Below are 20296 nucleotides of genomic sequence, written 5' to 3'. Positions count from 1 at the left end.
CCATGACCGGACCCACCACCGGACTCGACAGCCACGCCCTCGCAGAGACGAACTGGGACCGATTCCGCGGGCTCCCCGCACGCCAACAGCCCGACTGGCCCGACCGCGAAGCCCTGCGGGCCACCCTGCGCACGCTGCCGCCCCAGGACCTCGTCAGCCCCGGGTCCGTCACCGAACTCCGCAGCGAACTCGCCCAGTTGGACGCCGGGGGAGGGCTGATCCTGCAACTCGGCCACTGCGTCGAGGACATCGACCACGACGTGGACGCCGACACCCGCAGCATGATCGCCTTCCTCACCCACTTCCGGTCACACCTGCGGACGCACACCGGGCGCCACGTCATCGGCGTCGGGCGCCTCGCCGGCCAGTACGCCAAGCCCCGTTCCCAGGACCACGAGGTGGTGGGCGGAGTCAGCCTGCCCAGCTACCGCGGCCCCATCGTCAACTCCCCCCGCCCCGACCACAAGGCGCGCAGACCCGCACCGGCCCGCATCGCCCAGGCCCACGCCGCCGCCCAGACCTCCTACGCGGCCATCGCGGACCACCACCGGGCGACCGCGAACCTCGATCCGATCTGGACCAGCCACGAGATGCTCCTGCTCGACTACGAGCTGCGGTTCCTGCGCCGGGGCGAGTCGGGGCACCACCTCGCCACCACCCACTGGCCGTGGATCGGCGCCCGCACCCGACAGCTCGACGGGGCGCACATCGCCGTCGCGGCCACCCTGAGCAACCCCGTCAGCGTGAAGGTCGGACCCGACCTGACGCCGGACGAGGCGGCGGAGTTGGCGGTCCGGCTGAACCCCCGTGACGAGCCGGGCAAGCTCACCTTCATCGCCCGCATGGGACACCGGAACATCGAGCAACTGCGCCCCCTCGTACGGAGCGTGCACAGCCGGGTCGAGAACGTGCACTGGATCAGCGACCCGATGCACGGCAACACGGTCACCGGCACCCACGGGTTCAAGACGCGCCACGTCGAGCACGTCGTCGACGAGCTGACCCAGTTCCAACGCATCCTGGTCGACGCCGGGCGCCGCCCCGCCGGACTCCATCTGGAGGCCACGCCCGAGGACGTCCACGAGTGCACCCAGGACGGCCACGAGCCGCGCGACCCGGCCCGCTACCGGACCTTGCTGGACCCCCGCCTCAACCCCGAACAGACCGCGCAGGTCCTGGGCAGCTGGTTCGTATGAGCCGACGCCGGCCCCCGACAAGGAGCACCCCATGACCGCTTCGTTCCTCGCCCTCGAAGACTCCGCGACGATCGACCCCGACGCGTACCTGCACGCCGCGCTGCACTGGCACTTCTCGCCCGACACCGGCTCACCGCTGTGGCTGGAGCTCGCCAAGACGCTCGACTTCGACCCCCTCACCGACATCCGCACCTACGCCGACCTCGCCAGATTCCCCGACATCGCCGAGCACCTGCGGGACCGGCCCGTCTCCGACCTCCTCCCACAGGGACTGGCGCACGAACCCGTCCCCTCCGTGTTCGAGACCGGCGGCACCACCGGCTCGCCCAAACGCCTCCTCTACACCGAGCGCTGGGTGCGCCGGGCCCTCGACTGGAAGACCGCCGAACTGCGCGAGGCGGGCTTCCCCAGCGGCAGACCGTGGCTGGTGGCGATGCCCTCGGGCCCGCACGCCTTCGGACACACCACCCGCCTCCAGGCCAAGGCCCTGGGCTCCGTCCTGCACACCGTGGACCTCGACCCGCGCTGGGTGAAGAAACTGATCGCCGCGGGCGACAGCCCCGACCCCTACCTCGCGCACCTGGTCGACCAGCTCGGCCACGTCATACGCAGCCAGGAGGTCGCCGCCATCACGACCACCCCACCGATCTTCTCCGAACTGCTCCTCCACGACGAACTCGCCGACCGGCTGCGGGGCACCCTGAAGTACCTGGCCTTCGCCGGGGCGCACCTCGACGACGACACGTACGACCTCATCGCGGACGCCCTGCCCGACACGGTGATCCAGAACATCTACGGCAGCACCATGGTCCTCACCACCGCACGGGCGCGCCCCACCGAGGACGCGTCCGACACCGTCTACGACGGCTACTCCCCGTTCGTGGTCTTCGCCGTCGTCGACCCCGAGACCCGGCTCCCCGTCGCGTACGGGGAACGGGGACAGGTGCGCATGACGCACATCAGCAGCGGGGTCTTCATCCCCAACAACGTGGAACGGGACTCGGCGATCCGGGTGCCCGCGCCCGACGGGGCCGTCGGGGACGCCCTCGGGTCGCCACGACCGCTCGCCGCGTTCGACGGGGAGCCGGTCATCCAGGGGGTGTACTAGATGGGAGCCCCCGCCCGCGTCCCGTCCCGCGCCGACCGCCAGGCCGAAGACGTCCTGGAACTCCCGCTGTTGACGCACCGGGGACGGCTCAGCACCCGGGCCAGGGAAACCGTCCACGCCCTCGACGGTTCCCCGCTGGCCTCCCTGTCGCTCAGCCCCGACCTGCTCCTCTCGCAGAGCGTCCGGGCCCAGGCCGCCGCCGCCCCGCTGCCCGCCCGGGAACGCGCCGCACGGCTCGTCGAGGCGTCCCGACGGTTCCTGGACGACGTCCTCGGCGGACTCTCGTTCGCGGAACACTGCGCGTACGTCAACCGGGTGTCCGGCCACAACGCCCCGCTCACCGAGGAGTTGGGGCGCGCCGTCGCCCTGGCCATCGCGCAAGCACCCGACCGGGCCGACCGCGCCCGGCCCCACGGCTCGGTCCGCACCTGGCAGGAGGCCGCCGCCGGAACGGGCAGCGGCGTGTGGACCCGACGGGGCGAGACGCTCGCCGCCGTGCTCTCCGGCAACACGCCCACCATCCAGAACGGCTGGCTCCAGGCGCTGGCCCTCGGGTACCGGGTCGCGGTGCGCCCCTCGCGCCGCGAACCCTTCACCGCCCACCGGGTCATCGAGGCGCTCCGGGCGGCGGGCTTCCCGGACACCGCCGCGGTGTACCTCCCGACCACGCACGGGGGAGTGTCCACCCTGCTGCGCCGGGCCGACCTCGGTCTCGCCTACGGCGGCGACGAGATCGCGAACGCCTACGGCTCCTCACCGACGGTCAAGGTCGGCGGACCGGGTCGCTCCAAGACGCTCGTCGCCCGCGACCGCCTCTCCCCGGCCACCCTCGCCGCCGTGGCCGACTCGGTGAGCGCCCTGTCCGGCTCCGCCTGCGTGAACACCACCGCGGTGCTGGTGGAGGGCGACCACGAACGGTTCGCCCGTGACCTCGCGGCGGTGCTGCGGGCTCGCGCCGGCGCACACCAGACCACCCCCCGACACCTGGGCCCCCGGGTGACCCGTGCGTCGGCGGACGCGCTGATCGGGTACCTGGAGCGCCACGCCTCCCACGCGCACCCGCTGATCCCCCTCCAGGAGGTGACCACCGACCATCCCGACGGCGGTGTGGTGCTCGGCCCCGCGGTGTTCGCCGTCGCGGACCCCCAGGACCGGCTCCTCGCCACCGAACTGCCCTTCCCCTGCGTCTGGGTGGCCCCCTGGACCGCGGCGGACGGCATCGGTCCGCTCCGTGACTCCCTGGTCGTCAACGCCGTCACCCGGGACGAGGACCTGATCGGTGCGCTGCTGCGCGACCCGAGCGTGCGCAACGTCCACGTCAACGCCCCCACCGTGCACAGCGACGGGAACCTGCCCCACGAGGACTACGTCGGTGACTTCCTGATGCGGAACAAGGCCGTCGTGTCCGTCTGACACGTGCCGCACCGGCAGCCGGCCGAGGACGTCCGGACCGGCGCCGTGGAGGAGGCCGACCGACCCCGTGCCTCCTCCACGGCTCCCCTCCCGCTCCCACCCGGCCCCGACCCGCCTCCCGCTTCGACCGTCGCAGCAGGTCACCACCGGTTCGGCGGGTGGGTACGAGGGCGGCGCGGTGCCCTTGAGGAACTGCGGGTACGGTCCCCTCGGCGCATCCTGGTTTCCGTGACAGGGTGTTGCGGGCAAGCCTCAGGGGCCGACAGAAGAGGGGGAACCGTGATCGTCTGGATCAACGGTGCGTTCGGTGCGGGCAAGACGACCACCGCACGGGAACTGATCGAGCTGATCCCGAACAGCACGCTCTTCGACCCCGAGGTGATCGGCGGTGCGCTGTCCCAACTGCTGCCGCCCAAACGCCTCGACGAGGTCACCGACCACCAGGACCTGCCGATCTGGCGCCGTCTGGTGGTGGACACCGCCGCGGCGCTCCTCGCCGAGGTCGGCGGGGTCCTCGTCGTCCCCGCGACCCTGCTGCGCCAGGACTACCGGGACGAGGTCTTCGGCGCGCTCGCCTCCCGGCGGATCGACGTGCGCCACCTCCTGCTGGCGCCGGCCGAAACGATCCTGCGAGAGCGGATCGAGCAGCGGGAGGCCCCGTCCGGCCCGGTGGACCGCCAGACCTGCGTCCGACAGCGGAGCCACGACCACGTCGAGCCCTACCTGGCCGCCCTGGGATCGTGGCTCACCGCGGACGCCCACCTCATCGACAACGGCAGGCTCAGCCCGCACGAAACGGCCGTGCGGATCGCCGAGGCCGTCCGCAGCGGAGCCGCACCCGCCGTCGACATCGTGCAGACGCCCCAACCCACCGCGGAGACGGTGGCCGCCGGAGTGCTCCTCTTCGACGCCCGCGACCGCGTCCTCCTGGTCGATCCGACGTACAAGGCCGGCTGGGAGTTCCCCGGCGGGGTCGTCGAACCCGGAGAGGCACCCGCCCGCGCGGGACTGCGCGAGGTGGAGGAGGAGACCGGGCTCCGCCTCGACGGCGTGCCCCGGTTGCTCGTGATCGACTGGGAGCCCCCGGCGCCGCCCCGCTACGGAGGGCTGCGCTTCCTCTTCGACGGCGGTCGTCTCGACCCCACCGCGACGGACCGGCTGCTCCTGCCCGACACCGAGTTGCGCGACTGCCGCTTCGTCACCGAGGACGAGGCCGGGCGGCTGCTGCCCCCCGAGCACCACGCGCGCCTGCGGTGGGCGCTGCGCGCCAGGGAACAGGGCGCGCCCGTCTACCTGGAGGCCGGGGCACCGGTCTAGGACCCCGCCGACGCCCGTCGTCCCGGCACCCGAGGGGCGGCACCACCGGCACCGGACGGGACGCCCCCGGCACCCGACCCGCCGTCACCGAGGGGCGCGGGGGCGACGACCCCCGCGCCCCCCACCGTCAGGCGCGCGCGTACCCCGTCAGGAACAGGGCCTCCGCCAGGGCCAGCCGCTCCAGTTCCTGCGGGGACACGCTCTCGTCGACCGCATGGATGCGGGCCTCCGGCTCGCTCAGCCCGATCAGCAGGATCTCCGCCTGCGGGTACAGGGTGGCGAGCGTGTTGCACAGCGGGATCGAACCCCCCTGCCCGGCGTACTGCATCCGCTCGCCCGGGTACGCCGTGCTCATCGCCTCGGCCATGGCCCGGTACGCCGGACTCGACGGGTCCGCACGGAACGGCTGGCCCTCGCCGCTCTGCTCCACCCGCACCCGTGCCCCCCACGGCGTACGGGACTCGACGTGCGCGACCAGCAGCCGGGTCGCCTCGGCGGCGTCCACGCCCGGCGGCACCCGCAGGCTCACCAGGGCCCGCGCACGCGCCTGCACCGACGGCGTCGCCTCCGCCACCGACGGGCAGTCGATGCCCAGGACCGTCACCGCCGGCCGCGCCCAGATCCGGTCCGCGACCGTACCCGAACCGATGAGCTCCACCCCGTCCAGCACCCGGGCGTCCGCGCGGAACGACTCCGGCGGATACGCCAGGCCCTCCCACGTCCCCTCGCCGGACAGCCCGTCCACCGTGGTCGAACCGTCCGGCGCGCGCAACGAGTCGAGGACGCGGATCAGCGCGCCGAGCGCGTCCGGGGCCGCTCCGCCGAACTGCCCCGAATGCAGATTGCCCTCCAGGGTCTCCATCTCGATCCGGACCATCGTCATGCCGCGCAGGGTCGTGGTCACCGTCGGCAGCCCCACCCGGAAGTTGCCCGCGTCACCGATGACGATGCTGTCCGCGCGCAGCAGCTCGGGGTGCTGCTCGGCGTACCGTTCGAGCCCTCCGGTGCCCTGCTCCTCGGAGCCCTCCACGATGATCTTCACCCCCACCGGCACCCCGCCGTGCTCCTTCAGCGCCCGCAGCGCCACGAGGTGCATGACCAGCCCGCCCTTGCAGTCGGCGGAGCCACGCCCGTACCAGCGGCCGTCCCGCTCGGTCAGCTCGAACGGCGGAGTCGACCACGCCGACTCGTCGAGCGGCGGCTGCACGTCGTAGTGCGCGTACAGCAGCACCGTCGGCGCGCCCTCGGGACCGGGCAGGTGGCCGTACACCGACTGGGTGCCGTCCGGCGTGTCGAGGAGGGCCACGTCCTGGAAGCCCTCGGCGTGCAGGGCGTCCACGATCCAGCGCGCGGCCGCCTCGCTCTCGCCCTTCGGGAACCGGGTGAAGTCCGCCACCGATCTGAAGGCCACCAGTTCGGCGAGGTCGGTGCGGGCCCTCGGCATCAGCGAAGCGACGGTGGCAGCGAGCGGATTCGGCGACATGGGCACGCTCCTGGAGGGTGCGACGTTGGTACTCGTGTACGGGGCGGGACGCTGGGTCCGTGGGAGGTGCCCGTGCGATGCCGGTGGAGGGCACGTACCGGGCGCCGATGATCCTCCCACAGCGGCAAGCGGCGGCGCCCGCCGTAGGATGCCTGATGGAAGCGCGGCAAGCTGTGGGATCGGAGCGGTAGACCAACGTGAGCAGCGAGAACACTTCGGACGAGGCCCGTCACGTCTGGGACGTCGTCGTGGTCGGGGCGGGACCCGCAGGGGCCTGTGCCGCCTATGCGGCGGCAGTGGCGGGGCGCAGCGTCCTCGTGCTGGAGAAGGCCGAACTGCCCCGCTACAAGACGTGCGGCGGCGGCATCATCGGCCCCTCGCGCGACGCGCTGCCGCCCGGCTTCGAACTGCCCCTCCAGGACCGGGTGCAGTCGGTGACCTTCACCCTCGACGGCAAGTTCAGCCGGACCCGCCGGTCGAAGCACACCCTGTTCGGCCTGATCAACCGTCCCGAGTTCGACCAGCAACTGGTGGAGCACGCGCAGAAGGCGGGCGCCGAACTCCGTACCGGGGTCACGGTCACCCGGGTCGAGCAGCACGGCTCGGCCGTTCCCGACCGGCGTACGGTCGCCGTGGTCCTCCAGAGCGGCGAGACCCTGCTCGCGCGGGCCGTCGTCGGCGCGGACGGCAGCGCCAGCCGGATAGGGGCGCACGTCGGGGTCAAGGTCGACCAGGTCGACCTGGGGCTCGAAGCCGAGATCCCGGTGCCGCCGACGGTCGCCGAGGACTGGAAGGGGCGGGTCCTCATCGACTGGGGCCCCATGCCCGGCAGTTACGGGTGGGTGTTCCCCAAGGGAGACACCCTGACCGTGGGGGTCATCTCCGCCCGCGGCGAGGGCGCCGCCACCAAGCGGTACCTGGAGGACTTCATCGCCCGCCTCGGGCTCGCCGGTTTCGAACCGAGCATCTCCTCGGGCCACCTCACCCGTTGCCGCAGCGACGACTCGCCGCTGTCCCGCGGGCGCGTGCTGGTCTGCGGTGACGCGGCCGGGCTGCTGGAGCCGTGGACCCGCGAGGGCATCTCCTTCGCCCTGCGTTCGGGCCGACTGGCCGGTGAGTGGGCGGTGCGCATCGCCGAGTCGCACGACGCCGTCGACGCCCGGCGGCAGGCGCTCAACTACGCGTTCGCGGTCAAGGCGGGCCTGGGCGTCGAGATGAGCGTCGGCAAGCGGATGATGTCCCTGTTCGAGCGGCGGCCGGGGATGCTGCACGCCGCGCTGACCGGATTCCGACCGGCGTGGAAGGCGTTCACCCGGATCACCCGGGGCACCAGCACCCTCGGGGAGATCGTGCGGACCCATCCGATGGCCGGACGCGTGCTGTCGTCGATCAACCGCTGACCGCGGCCGCCCGCCTGTGGCACGGGTACCCGGATACTCCCCAGGGAGTATCCGGGCCCACCTCGTCCGGTCGACGCCCCGAGCACCCCGGACGTCTAGCGTGAGGGCCATGGCAGAGCGGCAGGTGCACGACGACGACGGCCCGGACCGGGAGGGCCCGCCGTGGCGGTGGTGGACCGGGCCGGGGCGGGGCGACGGCCCGGACGAGGGCCCGACGGGAACCGGGGCCGGCGCGCGGTGGCCCTGGCGCTCCACCCTCCTCGTCACCGCGGTCGCCGTCATCGGCACCACCTTCGCGGCCCAGGCCCAGCCCGACCGCGAGCCCCTCGGAGTCGCCGGCCGACTGCTGCTCGTCGGGTGCGGACTGCTCCTGGTGGCCCGGTGGCGCCACCCCGTCGCGGTCGTCTTCGGCACCGCCCTCGGGGCGCTCGCCTACCTCGCCGCCGGATTCCCCTACGGACCGGTGTTCCTGACCTTGGCCGTGGCCTGCTTCAGTGCGGTGGTGGCCGGTCACCGGCGGGCCGCGTGGACGGCCGTCGGCCTCTGGTGGGCGGGGCACCTGCTGGTGTCGCACGCAGGGACCCGCTGGCTGCCGCCGACCGGTGACGCCGCCGCCCCCTGGAGCAGCGAGGTGATCATCGGCGCTTGGCTGGTGGCCATCCTCGCGGTGTCGGAGCTGGGCCGGGTCCGCCGGGAACAGTGGCACCGCGAGCGGGCCGAGCGCAGGGCGGCGGCGCACCGCCGCGCCGACGAGGAGCGCCTGCGGATCGCCCGTGAACTGCACGACGTCCTCGCCCACAGCATCTCCGTGATCAACGTGCAGGCGGGCGTGGGCCTGGCCCTGCTGGACTCCGATCCGGAGCAGGCCAGGACCGCGCTGACCACCATCAAGGGGGCCAGCAAGGAGGCCCTCGGCGAGGTCCGGCAGGTCCTCGACGCGCTCCGCACCCCGGGCACCGCCCCGCTCGCGCCCGCTCCCGGCATCGACCGGCTCCCCGAACTGGCCGAGCAAGCGGCCCGTGCCGGACTCGCCGTCGAGGTCACCACCGAGGGCACGCCCCGCCCGCTGCCGCCCGGGACGGATCTGGCCGCGTTCCGGATCGTCCAGGAAGCACTCACCAACGTGGTGCGGCACTCGGGTTCGCGGCGGGCCCGCGTGCTGGTGCGCTACGGGGACGACCGCCATCTGCTGCTGCTCGTCGACGACGACGGTCCGGCGACCGCAGCGGAGGCGGGCGGCAGCGGCAACGGACTCGCCGGGATGCGGGAGCGCGCCGCCGCGCTCGGTGGCACCATCGAAGCGGGGGCCCGGCCGGACGGCGGGTTCCGGGTGGGCGCCGACCTGCCCCTCGTGACCCGGCGAGCGCCCGTCGAGCCGCCCCGGGAGGGCCCGTGATCCGCGTACTGCTCGCCGATGACCAGGCCCTGGTCCGGGCGGGGTTCCGGGCGTTGCTGGACGCACAACCGGACGTCGAGGTCGCCGGTGAGGCCGCTGACGGCGAGCAGGCCGTGCGGATGGTCCGGGAGCTACGGCCGGACGTGGTCCTCATGGACATCCGCATGCCGCGGCTCGATGGGCTGGCGGCGACCCGCCGCGTCGTCGGTGACCCGGACGCCGGCGCGGTCCGCGTGGTCATGCTCACCACCTTCGAACTGGACGAGTACGTCTTCGAGGCCATCCGGGCGGGCGCCTCGGGGTTCCTGGTCAAGGACACCGAACCGGAGGAACTGCTGCGCGCCGTGCGGGCGGTGGTCGCCGGGGACGCACTGCTGTCGCCCGGGGTGACCCGGCGGCTCATCGCGGAGTTCGCGGCCCGTTCCAAGGTGCCGGAGGCGGCGGCGTCGTTGGACCCGCTCACCGACCGGGAGCGCGAGGTGATGGCCCTCGTCGGGATGGGCCTGTCGAACGAGGAGATCGCCCGGCGGCTGGTCGTCAGCCCGCTCACCGCCAAGACGCACGTGAGCCGGGCGATGGTGAAGCTGGCGGTCCGGGACCGTGCCCAACTCGTCGTCCTCGCCTACGAGTCCGGACTGGTCCGGCCCGGCTGGCTCGGTTGAGGACCCCGCCGTTCTCCGTTCGCTCCCGGGCCCGGCGGACGACCGTCGGGAAACGGGGACCGACCCGGGCCCGTCGATGCCGGACTGCGCCCGGAGGCGGTCGGCGCGCACCCCGGTGATGAGGAAGTTCTCACTGGTGCAAAAGGGGTTGAGGGGGCCGTCCCGCGCCGCTGACCCCGTCTCAACGGGGCGTATGGACGTCGGGGCACACCGGATGAGAAGGTCCCCAGCCGTCACGAACCGGCCAGCTGTTGTGTACGCGTCGAAACCTCACACCTCCTTCACCCACCCCCTGCTACGGTTGCCCGCCATGACCGTGAAGTCCTCCGAACACCCCCTCGTGGACCGCTGGCGGGAGATCCTGACGCTGCACGCGCGCACCATGTGCGAGTTGGACCGGGAACTCCACCGGTACGGCCTGGGCGTCAGCGACTTCGAGGTGCTCGACGTCCTCGCCGAGTACGAGGAGCAGGGCAGAGTCGGGGAGCACCGCGTCCAGGAGATCGCCGCGCACGTCCATCTGAGCCAGAGCGCGCTGTCCCGGCTGATCGGCCGGCTGGAGCGGGACGGGCTCGTGGAGCGCGGCATGTGCGCCCGGGACCGGCGGGGGGTCCAGGTGCGCTTGACGCCCAAGGGACGGGAAGCCCACGCGGGTGCGCTGCCGGCGCAGCGCGCGGTGCTCGGAAGGACGTTGCGCGAAGCCTGAGCCGGCCTCCGGTCCGACGGACGGGGGAACGGGACCGCTCGGGACCAGGAACTCGGGGCACCGCCGGAAGTGTTCGGTGAGCGGGCACCGCCGCCGCACGGCGAACGGCGATCCGGTCATCCTTCGTCCGCCGCAGGCCATTCTTTGCCGCCTCATTTCCTTGCGGATGCTTTCGCTTGACCCTGTGCCCAAGGCGGGCCGTCCGTCTCGTCGCGCCCCGCAAGGGGTCCGTGCCCGACCAGCGAGGCCGGTCCGCAACGCCACGGCAGAAGGAGTCCCGGCATGATCCGCGTTTCCCGGACGCTGTCTTCAGGGTGGTTCGCGGCGGTGGGGGCCGCCGCGCTCATCACCGTGTTGACGCCCGCGCACGCTGCCCACGCCTCGCCGCTGTCCTGCGGTCAGACCGTCACGACCAGCGTCGTCCTCACCGCCGACCTGCTCAACTGTCCCGGAGACGGACTGGTCGTCGGCGCCGTCGGCATCACCGTCGACCTCAACGGGCGCACGGTCGACGGCGTCGGTCTGGGCGTCGGCATCCGCAACGACGGCTTCGCCAACGTCACCCTCACCAACGGCAGTAGCACTCCCGCCCGCGTGCAGGAGTTCGACCACGGCGTGCGGCTCAATCCCGGAACGTCGGGCAACATCGTCGAGAAGGTCACCGTCCAGAACAACGAGTTCACCGGCATCGAACTCAACGGTGCCGTCAACAACAACCGGGTGCGCAACAACCTCGTCGAACGACAGGCCAAGCGAGGCATCCTGATCGCCGGCGGATCGCGGGACAACGTGATCACCGGCAACACGCTCAACGCCAACCAGGGCGAAGGCGTGTTCGTGCAGAACTCCCCCGGCAACCGCCTCGAAGGCAACCAGGTCACCGGCAGCGGCGGCGCCGGCCTGGTCCTGGAGGGCTCCAGCGGGAACAGCCTGCTGACCAACACCGTCGGCGGCAGTAGCGACGGCGCGATCGTCCTGCGGCTCGCCTCGAACGACAACCTCGTCCAGGGCAACTCGTCCACCCGGAGCGCGGACGCCGGGCTGACCGTCGCCGACTCCACCGGCAACCGCATCCTCTCCAACACGGTCCGGGGCAGCGGTGACAGCGGGATCGTCCTCCAGTCCTCCCACGGCAGCACGGTCACCGGCAACGACGTCAGCGCGAACACCGGCGGCATCGAGCTGAGCTTCGCCAACAACAACCTGATCCAGTCCAACACCGCGAACGACACCACCGGGGACGGGATCAGCCTGACGCAGTCGCTCAACAACGGCCTGGAGCTCAACCAGGCCAACCGCAACAACGCGCGGGGCATCTACGTGGTCGGCGACGCGACCCCCGGCAATGGCAACCGGTTGCTCCGCAACACCACCAGCTCCAACAAGGGCGACGGCATCTCCGTCTCGAAGGCCGGCCACACCATCCAGGGCAACACCGCCCGGAACAACAACAGTTGGGGTGTCTCCGTCGACCCGGGCAATGTGGACGGCGGAGGCAACCTGGCCAGCGGCAACGGTCAGGCCGCCCAGTGCAAGGGCGTGGTCTGCGCCCCCTGAGCCCCGCCGATGCGCACCGCGCCCGCCCGCGGGCCCCGTTCGCCCGCGGGTAACGTCGTGACCATGGACTCCTCGAACGGCGCAACCACCGACCAGGCACCAGCCGATCCGGCCGCCACCGACGACGAGCTGGTCAGCCAGCCCATCGGCTACTGGAGCGGCCGGGCCCACGCGGTCGTCACCCGGCAGCTGCGTGACGCGATGGCCGGGATCGACGTCACGCAGCCGCAGTACTGGGTGCTCAACACCGTCAAGTACAGCCCCGAACCGCCGAGTCCGGACGAGACGTCCGCCCAGTTGTCGCCCCTCGCCGACGGTCCGCACGAGATCCCCCGCGTCGTCGCCCAACTGCTCCACCGGGGGTGGCTGCGGACCGACGCCGGAGCCCGTCTCCACCTCACCGACGCGGGAGAATCCGCCAGGGTGCGGCTGCGCGCCTTGGTGGGCGAACTCCGGGCCGTGGTCCACGACGGCATCAGCGACGAGGAGTACGTGGTCACGCTCAAGGTGCTGCGCAGGATGATCGCCAACGCAGCCGCCGCCGGGACCCCGTAGCCCCGTGGTGGGGCCGCCGTGCCTCAGCCCCGGTCGGTCGACCGCATCGCGTAGGCGATCAGCGCGGCCACGGCGGACAGGACCGCGACGCTGGTCAGTGCCGAGGGCAGGGTGGACCAGTCCGCCATGAAGCCGATGGCGGGCGGCCCCAACAGGAGACCGCCGTACCCGAGGGTCGAGGCCACCGCGATGCCGTTCGGGCCGGCGAGGGCTCCGGCGCGCTCGATGGCCACCGGGAAGAGGTTCGCGAGGCCCAGGCCGGTGACGGCGAAACCGAGGAGCGTGCCCCACACGGTCGGCGCGAGCGCCCCGGCGAGCATCCCCACGGACGCGGTCAACCCGCCCGCCACCAGCGTGCGGGTGCGCCCCAGCCGTTCGAGGAGCGCAGTACCCGAAAACCGACCGATCGTCATGGTCAGGGCGAAACACGAGTAACCGGCCGCCGCGACGCCGGGATGGGCACCCAGGTCGTCCTCCAGGTGCAGGGCGCCCCAGTCGGCGAGCGCCCCCTCGCCGTACGCCGTGCACAGGGCGATCAGACCGAGCACCAGCACCAGGCGTCGGGTCCGACGGTCCATGCGGCGGTGCGCCGTGCGTCGGGTGTTGCCGGGGGCCGGGTCGGGCGCCGGGTCGGGGATGCCGTGGCGGAGCAGGGGGCGTGCCGCGACGACGGTCACCGTGAGGCCGATCGTCGCCAGCAGGACCAGGTGGGGGGTGGGGGACAGGGAGCCCGCGAGCAAGGCGCCGAGCCCCGCCCCGACCATGCCGCCCAGGCTGTACGCGGCGTGGAAGGCGGGCATGAGCGGGCGACGGACCGCGAGCACCACGTTGACCGCCGCGCTGTTCAGGGCCACGCTCAGGGAGCCGTAGGCCGCCCCGAACAGCAGGAGCACGATGCCCAGCGCGGTCGCGGACCGGGCCAGTGGCGGCAGGAGCACGCTCAGGGACATCAGCGCCGCGCACGCGATGGTGACCCGGAGGCTGCCGAAGCGGCGGCAGAGCCGGCCGGTGAGCGTCATCGTGACGACGGCGCCGGCGGAGAGGCACAGCAGGGCGAGACCGAGCGAGGTGGCGGAGGCGCCGGTCTGTTCCTTGATGGCGGGGATCCGGACGACCCATCCGGCGAAGACGAAGCCGTCCAGGGCGAAGAAGGCGGTGAGGGCGGTGCGGGGGTTGGACCGCAGGGGGGTCGACCCGCCGGCCCGGGAGGAGGCGGCGAGTTTGTTTAGTATCGGCACAAAGTCAGGGTAGGGGCCGGGTCGGGCCCGAACAAGAGTCGTGCGTTCGATGGTGCGAGTGTCTGGGGGTTCCCCTGGGGGGTCGTGTGGACTTGTGGGCGCACCGTACGGGGCGGGGGCTGCCCCGCACGGCCAGGGGCCTGCCGCTCGGCCCTCTGTCCGATCCTCTGCCCGGACCGCCGCGCGGTCCTCCGGGTGGTCTTGGGTAGGCCCTCCGGCAGCGGGCGCCCACCGGTGGGGGTGGCGCGCCGCTCCGCCGGAGGGGGCGGCGCGGCCGGTGAGGGCCCTCGGCGGTCGGGGGCCTCAGACCGCCAGGACGGTGATGCCCGCTTCCTCGAAGCGGCTGAGCACGGCGGGGTCGGCGGCCCGGTCGGTGACCAGGGTGTCCACTCCGGCCGCGGGCCGGATGTGGGCGAACGCCCGGGCCCCGAGCTTGCTGGAGTCGGCGGCGACCACCACCCGCTCGGCCCGTTCGCACAGCAGCCGGTTCGTGGCCGCCTCGCCCTCGTCGTGCGCGGAGGCCCCGTGCCGCACGTCGAAGGCGACCACGCCGAGGACGGCGACGTCGACGGTGATCTGCCGCAGCACCGCGTCCGCCAACGGGCCGATCAACTCGTAGGACTGCGGGCGCGCCACCCCGCCCGTCAGCACGATCTTGAACTGGGGGCGGACCGCCAACTCGTTGGCGATGTTCAGGGCGTTGGTGACGATCGTCAGAGCCGGGGCGCCGGACGCCAGCTCGGGCCGTACCGCCAGGGCGCGCGCCACCTCGGTGGTCGTGGTCCCGCCCGTGAGGCCGACCGCCTCCCCGGGGGTGACCAGCGTGGCGACCGCCTCTGCGATCCGTTGCTTCTCGGGCGCCCGGCGTGCGGACTTGTAGCGCAGCGGAAGTTCGTACGACACCCCGTGCGCCACCGCTCCGCCCCGGGTCCTGACGAGCAGTTGCTGCTCGGCGAGCCCGTCGAAGTCACGTCGGATGGTCGCGGCCGAAACCTCCAGGGCCGTGGCGGCCTCTTCCACGTCGAGGCGCCCCCGCTCCACCAGCAGTTCCAGCAGTGCCTTCCATCGGGCGTCGCGGGACATCGACATGCTCCGTTCAGGTCCGGTCGGTGGGCCGGGTCGCTGGATCGTTGGGGTGACCCTAGCGTAACTTCCTGCAAGAGAAATGCTTGAAGATGCTTGAAAGTGCGCTGTATCTTGCAGAAATAAGCATTCATGGGAGAGGGGACCCGGCATGAGCCATGTCGAGAACGAACTGAACAGCCAGCCCGAGTGCTGGACCCGCGCCGCCGCGCTCGCCGCCGAGCACGCGGCGGCCCTGCCCGCGCCCGGAGAGCGCGTCGCCCTCGTCGGCTGCGGCACCTCGCTCTTCATGGCGCAGGCGGCCGCCGCCCTGCGGGAAGGAGCCGGCCAGGGCGAGACCGATGCGTTCGCCGCCTCCGAGTTCCCGCACCACCGCCCCTACGACCGCGTCGTGGCGCTCACCCGCTCCGGCACCACCAGCGAGGTCCTGGAACTGCTCGGGGCGCTGCCCCCGGGCACCCGCACCACCGCCGTCACCGCCGACCCCGAAACGCCGGTGATGCAGGCCGCCGACGCCGTCGTGGTCCTCGACTTCGCCGACGAGCGGTCCGTCGTGCAGACCCGCTTCGCGACCACCGCGCTGACCCTGCTCCGCGCGCACCTCGGGCTGCACTCCGAGGACGTCGTCGCCGACGCCCGCACCGCACTGGCCGAGCCGCTGCCGGAAGGGCTCGTCGACCGGACGCAGTTCACGTTCCTGGGCCGCGGCTGGACGGTCGGCCTGGCCAACGAAGCCGGGCTGAAGATGCGGGAGGCCGCCCTCGCCTGGACCGAGGCGTACCCGGCGATGGAGTACCGGCACGGCCCCATCAGCATCGCCACCGAGGGGACCGCCACCTGGATGTTCGGCGAGGCGCCCGAAGGGCTCGCCGAGCAGGTGCGGGCCACCGGCGCCCAGTGGATTCCCGGTGGCCTCGACCCGCTCGCCGAACTCGTGCGCGCCCAGCGGCTCGCCGTGGCCGTGGCCGTCGCCCGCGGCCTCGACCCCGACAGCCCCCGCCACCTCACCCGCTCGGTGATCCTCACCGCCTCCTGACACGTCACACCACGCCCCGAACCCCCGGGCGTCGTGGGCTCCCGGGCCGCCACGCCCGCCCGGGAGCCCACCGCCCCGGCGTCACCGGGGCGCCGCACGGAACCAACAGCACGGACGAAGAGGAAGGAGGGGCCCCGATGCCCCTCGCAGCAACAGGCGACCTCGTCGCGCAGGCCGCCGCCGCCCGCGGAGCCGTCGCCGCGTTCAACATCATCACGCTGGAGCACGTCGAAGCGGTCATCGCCGGCGCCGAGGCCGTGGACGCCCCCGTCGTCCTCCAGATCAGCGAGAACGCCGTCAAGTTCCGCTACGGGCGGCTGCTCCCGCTCGCCCGGGCCGCCGTCGCCGCCGCGGAAGGGGCCGCCGTCCCCGTCGCCCTCCACCTGGACCACGTCCAGAGCGACGACCTGCTGCGGCAGGCCCACGACGCCGGGTTCAGCTCGGTGATGTACGACGCGGCCCGACTCCCCTACGCCGAGAACCTGGCCGCGACGCGGGCCGCCGCCGAGTGGGGCCACCGGCGCGGACTGTGGGTCGAGGCCGAACTCGGTGAGGTCGGCGGCAAGGACGGCGCGCCCCCGCTCGACGCGCACGCCCCGGGCGCCCGCACCGAACCCGAGGAGGCCGTACGGTTCGTGGCCGAATCCGGAGTCGACGCGCTCGCCGTCGCCGTCGGCAGTTCGCACGCCATGACCAGCCGTACCGCCGTCCTCGACCACGCCCTGCTCGCCGACCTGGCCACCGCGCTCGACGTGCCGCTGGTCCTGCACGGTTCGTCCGGCGTGCCCGACGGAGAACTGCGCCGGGCCGTCGCCGGGGGGATCGCCAAGGTCAACGTGGGCACGGCACTGAACGCGGCGATGACGCTGGCCATCCGTGACTTCCTCGCCGCCCACCCCGAGGCCGTGGACTCGCGCAAGTACCTGAGCGTGGGCCGGGAGGCGATGGCGGCCACCGTCCGCGAACTGATCACCGTCCTGCGCTCCGCCCCGACCCCGGTGAACGTCTGACGCCACCCCCGGGGCGGGCGACCGTCCCGGGCGGAACGCGCCACCCCGACGGAGGCGGCGACGGCTCCGTTCCGGACGGGATGCTGACCGATGTCCCACGCTCAGTATCCCCGCTGTCGCTCTGGGCATATGCTGAATGGCCCTAGCGAGGGGAATGCGGCATGACGTCGGACGCCAAGATCCTCATCGTCGCCGACCATGAGGACACGCTCTACGCGCTGGAGAGCGCGTTGTCCCCGCTCAGCCACGAGGTCGTCTGCGCCACCAGCGGTGACGCGGCACTGAAGGAAGTCCTGAGAGGCAACACCGGCCTGCTGCTGATCGACGTCAGGATCCCCGACGCCGGCAGCCTGGAGGTCGTCCGCTACATGCGGCGGGTCGAACAGACCCAGTACATACCCATCGTCCTGGTCACCGGCTTCGGGCCGGACGCCGCACTGTCGTCGGCCGCGCTCCGGCTCGGCGTCGCGGACCTGGTCCCCAAACCCGTCGACCCCTGGGCCCTGCGCACCAAGGTGGACTTCCTCTTCCGAACCCATCAACGACTACGCGCACTGGAGGCCGAGTTGCGCGAGCTGCGGGCCCGACCCCCGTCGCGGACCCTGTCCGTCCGGGGCCGGGCCCGCAGCTCGCGGGCGGCCGTCCCACGGGAGCTACCGCTCCAGCCGGACTCGGCACCCCAGGGCGGCTGATCCGGTCGAGCCGCCCGCACCGCCCGTCCGCACCGCCGTCCCCTCCGTCCGGACACACCGCCCGGACGGAGGGACCGGCGGCCCGACGGAGCCCCACGGGGGAGCGGTACGGAGCAGAACACGCCATGAACGGCCGGGTCCCGGCCGAGACCCGCACCCGGGGGTCGCGTACGGAACGCGCGGCGCGCCGATCATGACAGACTCGCTCCCATGAGCGGCAAGACGGCACCGAGGACGGTGGGGGACGGGTCCACGCGCACCCGACTCGAACGGGGGCGCGGCGCCCTCGGACCAGCACTGGAGCTCGTGCACACGGGACGGGCCCCCACCCGGGCCGTCCTCACCACGGAACTCGGCGTCACCCGGGCCACGGCCGGCGCGGTCGCCGCCGAACTCGAATCCCTCGGGCTGATCCGCGTCGACTCGCACCCGAGTGCGGCCACCGGTTCCCAGGGCCGTCCCTCCCACCGCCTCCACCTCGCCGACGACGGGCCCGTGGTGCTCGCGGCGCAGATCCACTCCGACGGGTTCCGCGCCGCGTTGGTCGCGCTCGGCGGACGCATCGTGGCGACCGCGCCCGGCTGCGGGACGGTCGGCGCGGACCCGGCGGGCGTCCTCGGCGCGGTCGTCGCCGCCGGCGCCGACCTGCTCGCCGCCACCGGGCGGCGCTGCGTGGGCGCCGGCCTCGCCGTGCCGTCCGCGGTCGCCGAGCCCGAGGGGACCGCGCTCAACCCCGTCCACCTCGCCTGGCCGCCCGGCTCCCCGGTGCGGGACGTCTTCGCCGAGCAGGTGCGGGCCGCCGGGATCGAGGGACCCGCGCTCACCGGCAACGACGTCAACCTCACCGCGCTCGCGGAGTACCGCCACGGAGCCGGCCGGGGCGCCCGTGACCTGCTGTGCGTGGCCACCGGGCACACCGGTGTCGGCGGGGCGCTGGTGCTCGACGGCAAGCTGCACACCGGCAGTTCGGGACTCGCGCTGGAGGTCGGTCACCTCCGGGTGGACCCCGAGGGACGGCCCTGCCACTGCGGAGGCCGGGGCTGTCTGGACGTCGAGACCGACCCGCTCGCGTTCCTCATCGCCGCGGGCCGCACCCCGGGCCCGGAGGTCTCGCACCTCCGACAGGCCAAGGACCTCATCCGGGACGCGTACGCCGACCCCGCGGTCCGGCGGGCCACCGAGCGACTGATCGACCGGCTCGGCCTCGGCCTCGCCGGGCTCGTCAACATCCTCAACCCGGACCGGATCATCCTCGGCGGCCTGCACACGTCCCTGCTCGAAGCCGACCCGGAACGGCTGCGCGCGGTCGTCGCCGACCGCAGCCTGTGGGGCCGCAGCGGGGGCGTGCCCATCCTGCCGTGCGTACTGGACCACAACAGTCTCGTCGGCGCCGCGGAACTCGCCTGGCAGCCGGTGCTGGACGACCCGTTGGCCGCACTGGGCCACGACTGACCGGCGCGGCCCGGGCGCACCGGGCCGGACACCGGTCAGCCGTCCGGGGCCGTCCCGCTCCACAGCGCCGACACCAGGGGCCGCCGCAGATCGGCGCGACGTACGCACAGGCCGATGGTCAGCGACTCGGGTTCGGGATCGACGGGAACGACCGTCAGGGCGTCGCGGACCACGCTGTGGTCGAGGACCAGCCGGGGGACCACGCCCGTTCCGCAGCCCAGTGCCACCAGTGCCAACAGCGCCTCGTGCCCGTCCGGTTCGGCACTGATGTGCACCGTGCGGGCGTGTGCGCGGAACCAGCGCTGGGCGGCCTCGCGGACCAGCCCCCGCCGGGGCAGGACGAACGGACCGGTCAGCTCCGGGTCCGGGCGGTCCCGCGCGGTGACGAACACCACCGGGGTCCGCGCCAGCGTGCGGCTCGCCAACGGGTCCGGCACCCGGACGGGAACGCCCGCCACCGCGATGTCCACCTCGCCCTCGTCCAACCGGGCCAGCGCGGTGGCCGCGTCCCCGGTCCGTAGGTCGATCCGGACCTGCGGATGCGCTGCCCGGAACGGCGCCAGCAGCTCGGGCAGCAGGGTCTGACAGGCCGTCACGGTCGCGAACACCCCGAGCGTTCCGGTCAGTTCGACCGGATCGGCATGTCCGGCGCGGTACTCGTGCCACAGGTCGAGGGCGCGGGCCGCGTACTGCCTGAAGCGTTGTCCCTCCGCCGTCAACGCCACCCCGCGCGGGCCGCGGTCGAAGAGCCGGGCCCCCGCGCGGACCTCCAGCCGTTGCACGGTCCGGGTCAACGTCGCCGGACTGAGGTGACAGTCCAGACTGGTCCGACCGAAGTTCAACGTCCCCGCCAGGTGCAGGAACACCCGCAGTTCCTCATGATGCTCGGACACCCTGCCACCTGGGCCTTTCTCCTAGCGGAACGCCCCGCTGCACAAGTTGCGCTTGCTGCAACGGCGTGCCGGAGCCTACAACCCTTGGCATGACACCGA

Annotated in this window: 18 protein-coding genes; 14 read left to right on the top strand and 4 right to left on the bottom strand. The window is 73.1% G+C overall.

Translation table 11 applies throughout. From position 1 onward, the window contains the following. Positions 1-2 precede the first annotated feature (2 nt). The 4 genes from ACFYOU_RS14495 (at position 3) to ACFYOU_RS14480 (ending at position 5034) form a co-directional block, all read left to right on the top strand. Positions 3-1196 (top strand): 3-deoxy-7-phosphoheptulonate synthase, encoded by a 1194-nt coding sequence (locus ACFYOU_RS14495; RefSeq protein ID WP_391305747.1) that lies wholly within the window; start codon positions 3-5, stop codon positions 1194-1196. A 31-nt stretch (positions 1197-1227) separates the two neighbouring features. Further along, positions 1228-2304 carry an AMP-binding protein gene (locus ACFYOU_RS14490; protein ID WP_391305745.1) on the top strand — a complete coding sequence of 359 codons (1077 nt, stop codon included), beginning with the start codon at positions 1228-1230 and terminating at the stop codon, positions 2302-2304. Next, positions 2305-3717 (top strand): aldehyde dehydrogenase family protein, encoded by a 1413-nt coding sequence (locus ACFYOU_RS14485; protein WP_391305743.1) that lies wholly within the window; start codon positions 2305-2307, stop codon positions 3715-3717. 279 nt (positions 3718-3996) lie between these two features. Then, a complete protein-coding gene (locus ACFYOU_RS14480) occupies positions 3997-5034 on the top strand; it encodes an NUDIX domain-containing protein (protein WP_391305741.1) in 1038 nt (345 codons plus the stop codon). Between the two features lie 127 nt (positions 5035-5161). Here ACFYOU_RS14480 and ACFYOU_RS14475 read toward each other — a convergent pair whose 3' ends face one another. Further along, positions 5162-6517, bottom strand: a complete 1356-nt coding sequence (locus ACFYOU_RS14475) for a dipeptidase (RefSeq protein ID WP_389767418.1) — start codon at positions 6515-6517, stop codon at positions 5162-5164. A 197-nt stretch (positions 6518-6714) separates the two neighbouring features. Here ACFYOU_RS14475 and ACFYOU_RS14470 point away from each other — a divergent pair, with 197 nt between their 5' ends. The 6 genes from ACFYOU_RS14470 (at position 6715) to ACFYOU_RS14445 (ending at position 12793) form a co-directional block, all read left to right on the top strand. Beyond that, positions 6715-7917, top strand: coding sequence for a geranylgeranyl reductase family protein (locus tag ACFYOU_RS14470; protein WP_389767420.1), 1203 nt, complete (start codon positions 6715-6717; stop codon positions 7915-7917). A gap of 109 nt (positions 7918-8026) precedes the next feature. Further along, positions 8027-9313 carry a histidine kinase gene (locus tag ACFYOU_RS14465; RefSeq protein WP_391305739.1) on the top strand — a complete coding sequence of 429 codons (1287 nt, stop codon included), beginning with the start codon at positions 8027-8029 and terminating at the stop codon, positions 9311-9313. Further along, a complete protein-coding gene (locus ACFYOU_RS14460; RefSeq protein WP_391305737.1) occupies positions 9310-9975 on the top strand; it encodes a response regulator in 666 nt (221 codons plus the stop codon). The genes ACFYOU_RS14465 and ACFYOU_RS14460 overlap by 4 nt, the downstream gene beginning before the upstream one ends. A 310-nt stretch (positions 9976-10285) precedes the next feature. Next, positions 10286-10681 carry a MarR family transcriptional regulator gene (locus tag ACFYOU_RS14455; protein WP_391305735.1) on the top strand — a complete coding sequence of 132 codons (396 nt, stop codon included), beginning with the start codon at positions 10286-10288 and terminating at the stop codon, positions 10679-10681. A 282-nt stretch (positions 10682-10963) separates the two neighbouring features. Further along, positions 10964-12238: a right-handed parallel beta-helix repeat-containing protein gene (locus tag ACFYOU_RS14450; RefSeq protein ID WP_391305733.1), complete on the top strand. Its 1275-nt coding sequence runs from the start codon at positions 10964-10966 to the stop codon at positions 12236-12238. A 63-nt stretch (positions 12239-12301) separates the two neighbouring features. Then, entirely contained in the window at positions 12302-12793 is a 492-nt protein-coding gene (locus tag ACFYOU_RS14445; RefSeq protein WP_391305732.1) for a MarR family winged helix-turn-helix transcriptional regulator, read from the top strand. A gap of 23 nt (positions 12794-12816) precedes the next feature. Here ACFYOU_RS14445 and ACFYOU_RS14440 read toward each other — a convergent pair whose 3' ends face one another. Both ACFYOU_RS14440 and ACFYOU_RS14435 read right to left on the bottom strand, forming a co-directional pair. Continuing rightward, on the bottom strand, positions 12817-14031 hold the full coding sequence (locus ACFYOU_RS14440) for an MFS transporter (RefSeq protein ID WP_391305730.1): 1215 nt from the start codon (positions 14029-14031) through the stop codon (positions 12817-12819). A 303-nt stretch (positions 14032-14334) separates the two neighbouring features. Next, a complete protein-coding gene (locus tag ACFYOU_RS14435) occupies positions 14335-15114 on the bottom strand; it encodes a DeoR family transcriptional regulator (RefSeq protein ID WP_391305728.1) in 780 nt (259 codons plus the stop codon). Positions 15115-15265: 151 nt separating this feature from the next. On the opposite strand from ACFYOU_RS14435, the gene ACFYOU_RS14430 reads away from it, so the two are divergent. The 4 genes from ACFYOU_RS14430 (at position 15266) to ACFYOU_RS14415 (ending at position 19304) form a co-directional block, all read left to right on the top strand. Further along, a complete protein-coding gene (locus ACFYOU_RS14430) occupies positions 15266-16150 on the top strand; it encodes an SIS domain-containing protein (protein WP_391305726.1) in 885 nt (294 codons plus the stop codon). Positions 16151-16287: 137 nt separating this feature from the next. Continuing rightward, positions 16288-17160 (top strand): ketose-bisphosphate aldolase, encoded by an 873-nt coding sequence (locus ACFYOU_RS14425; protein ID WP_389767437.1) that lies wholly within the window; start codon positions 16288-16290, stop codon positions 17158-17160. A 161-nt stretch (positions 17161-17321) separates the two neighbouring features. Continuing rightward, positions 17322-17852, top strand: coding sequence for a two-component system response regulator (locus ACFYOU_RS14420; RefSeq protein ID WP_387005461.1), 531 nt, complete (start codon positions 17322-17324; stop codon positions 17850-17852). Positions 17853-18062: 210 nt separating this feature from the next. Then, positions 18063-19304 (top strand): ROK family protein, encoded by a 1242-nt coding sequence (locus ACFYOU_RS14415; RefSeq protein WP_389767439.1) that lies wholly within the window; start codon positions 18063-18065, stop codon positions 19302-19304. Between the two features lie 35 nt (positions 19305-19339). On the opposite strand, the gene ilvY is transcribed toward ACFYOU_RS14415, so the two are convergent. Further along, positions 19340-20197, bottom strand: coding sequence for an HTH-type transcriptional activator IlvY (ilvY, locus tag ACFYOU_RS14410; RefSeq protein ID WP_391305723.1), 858 nt, complete (start codon positions 20195-20197; stop codon positions 19340-19342). Positions 20198-20296 lie beyond the last annotated feature (99 nt).

Source organism: Streptomyces sp. NPDC005955 (assembly GCF_042871255.1).
Classification (GTDB): Bacteria; Actinomycetota; Actinomycetes; order Streptomycetales; family Streptomycetaceae; genus Streptomyces.
Note: the sequence above shows the minus strand (reverse complement) of the source record. Positions and strands in the feature narration are given on the sequence as shown.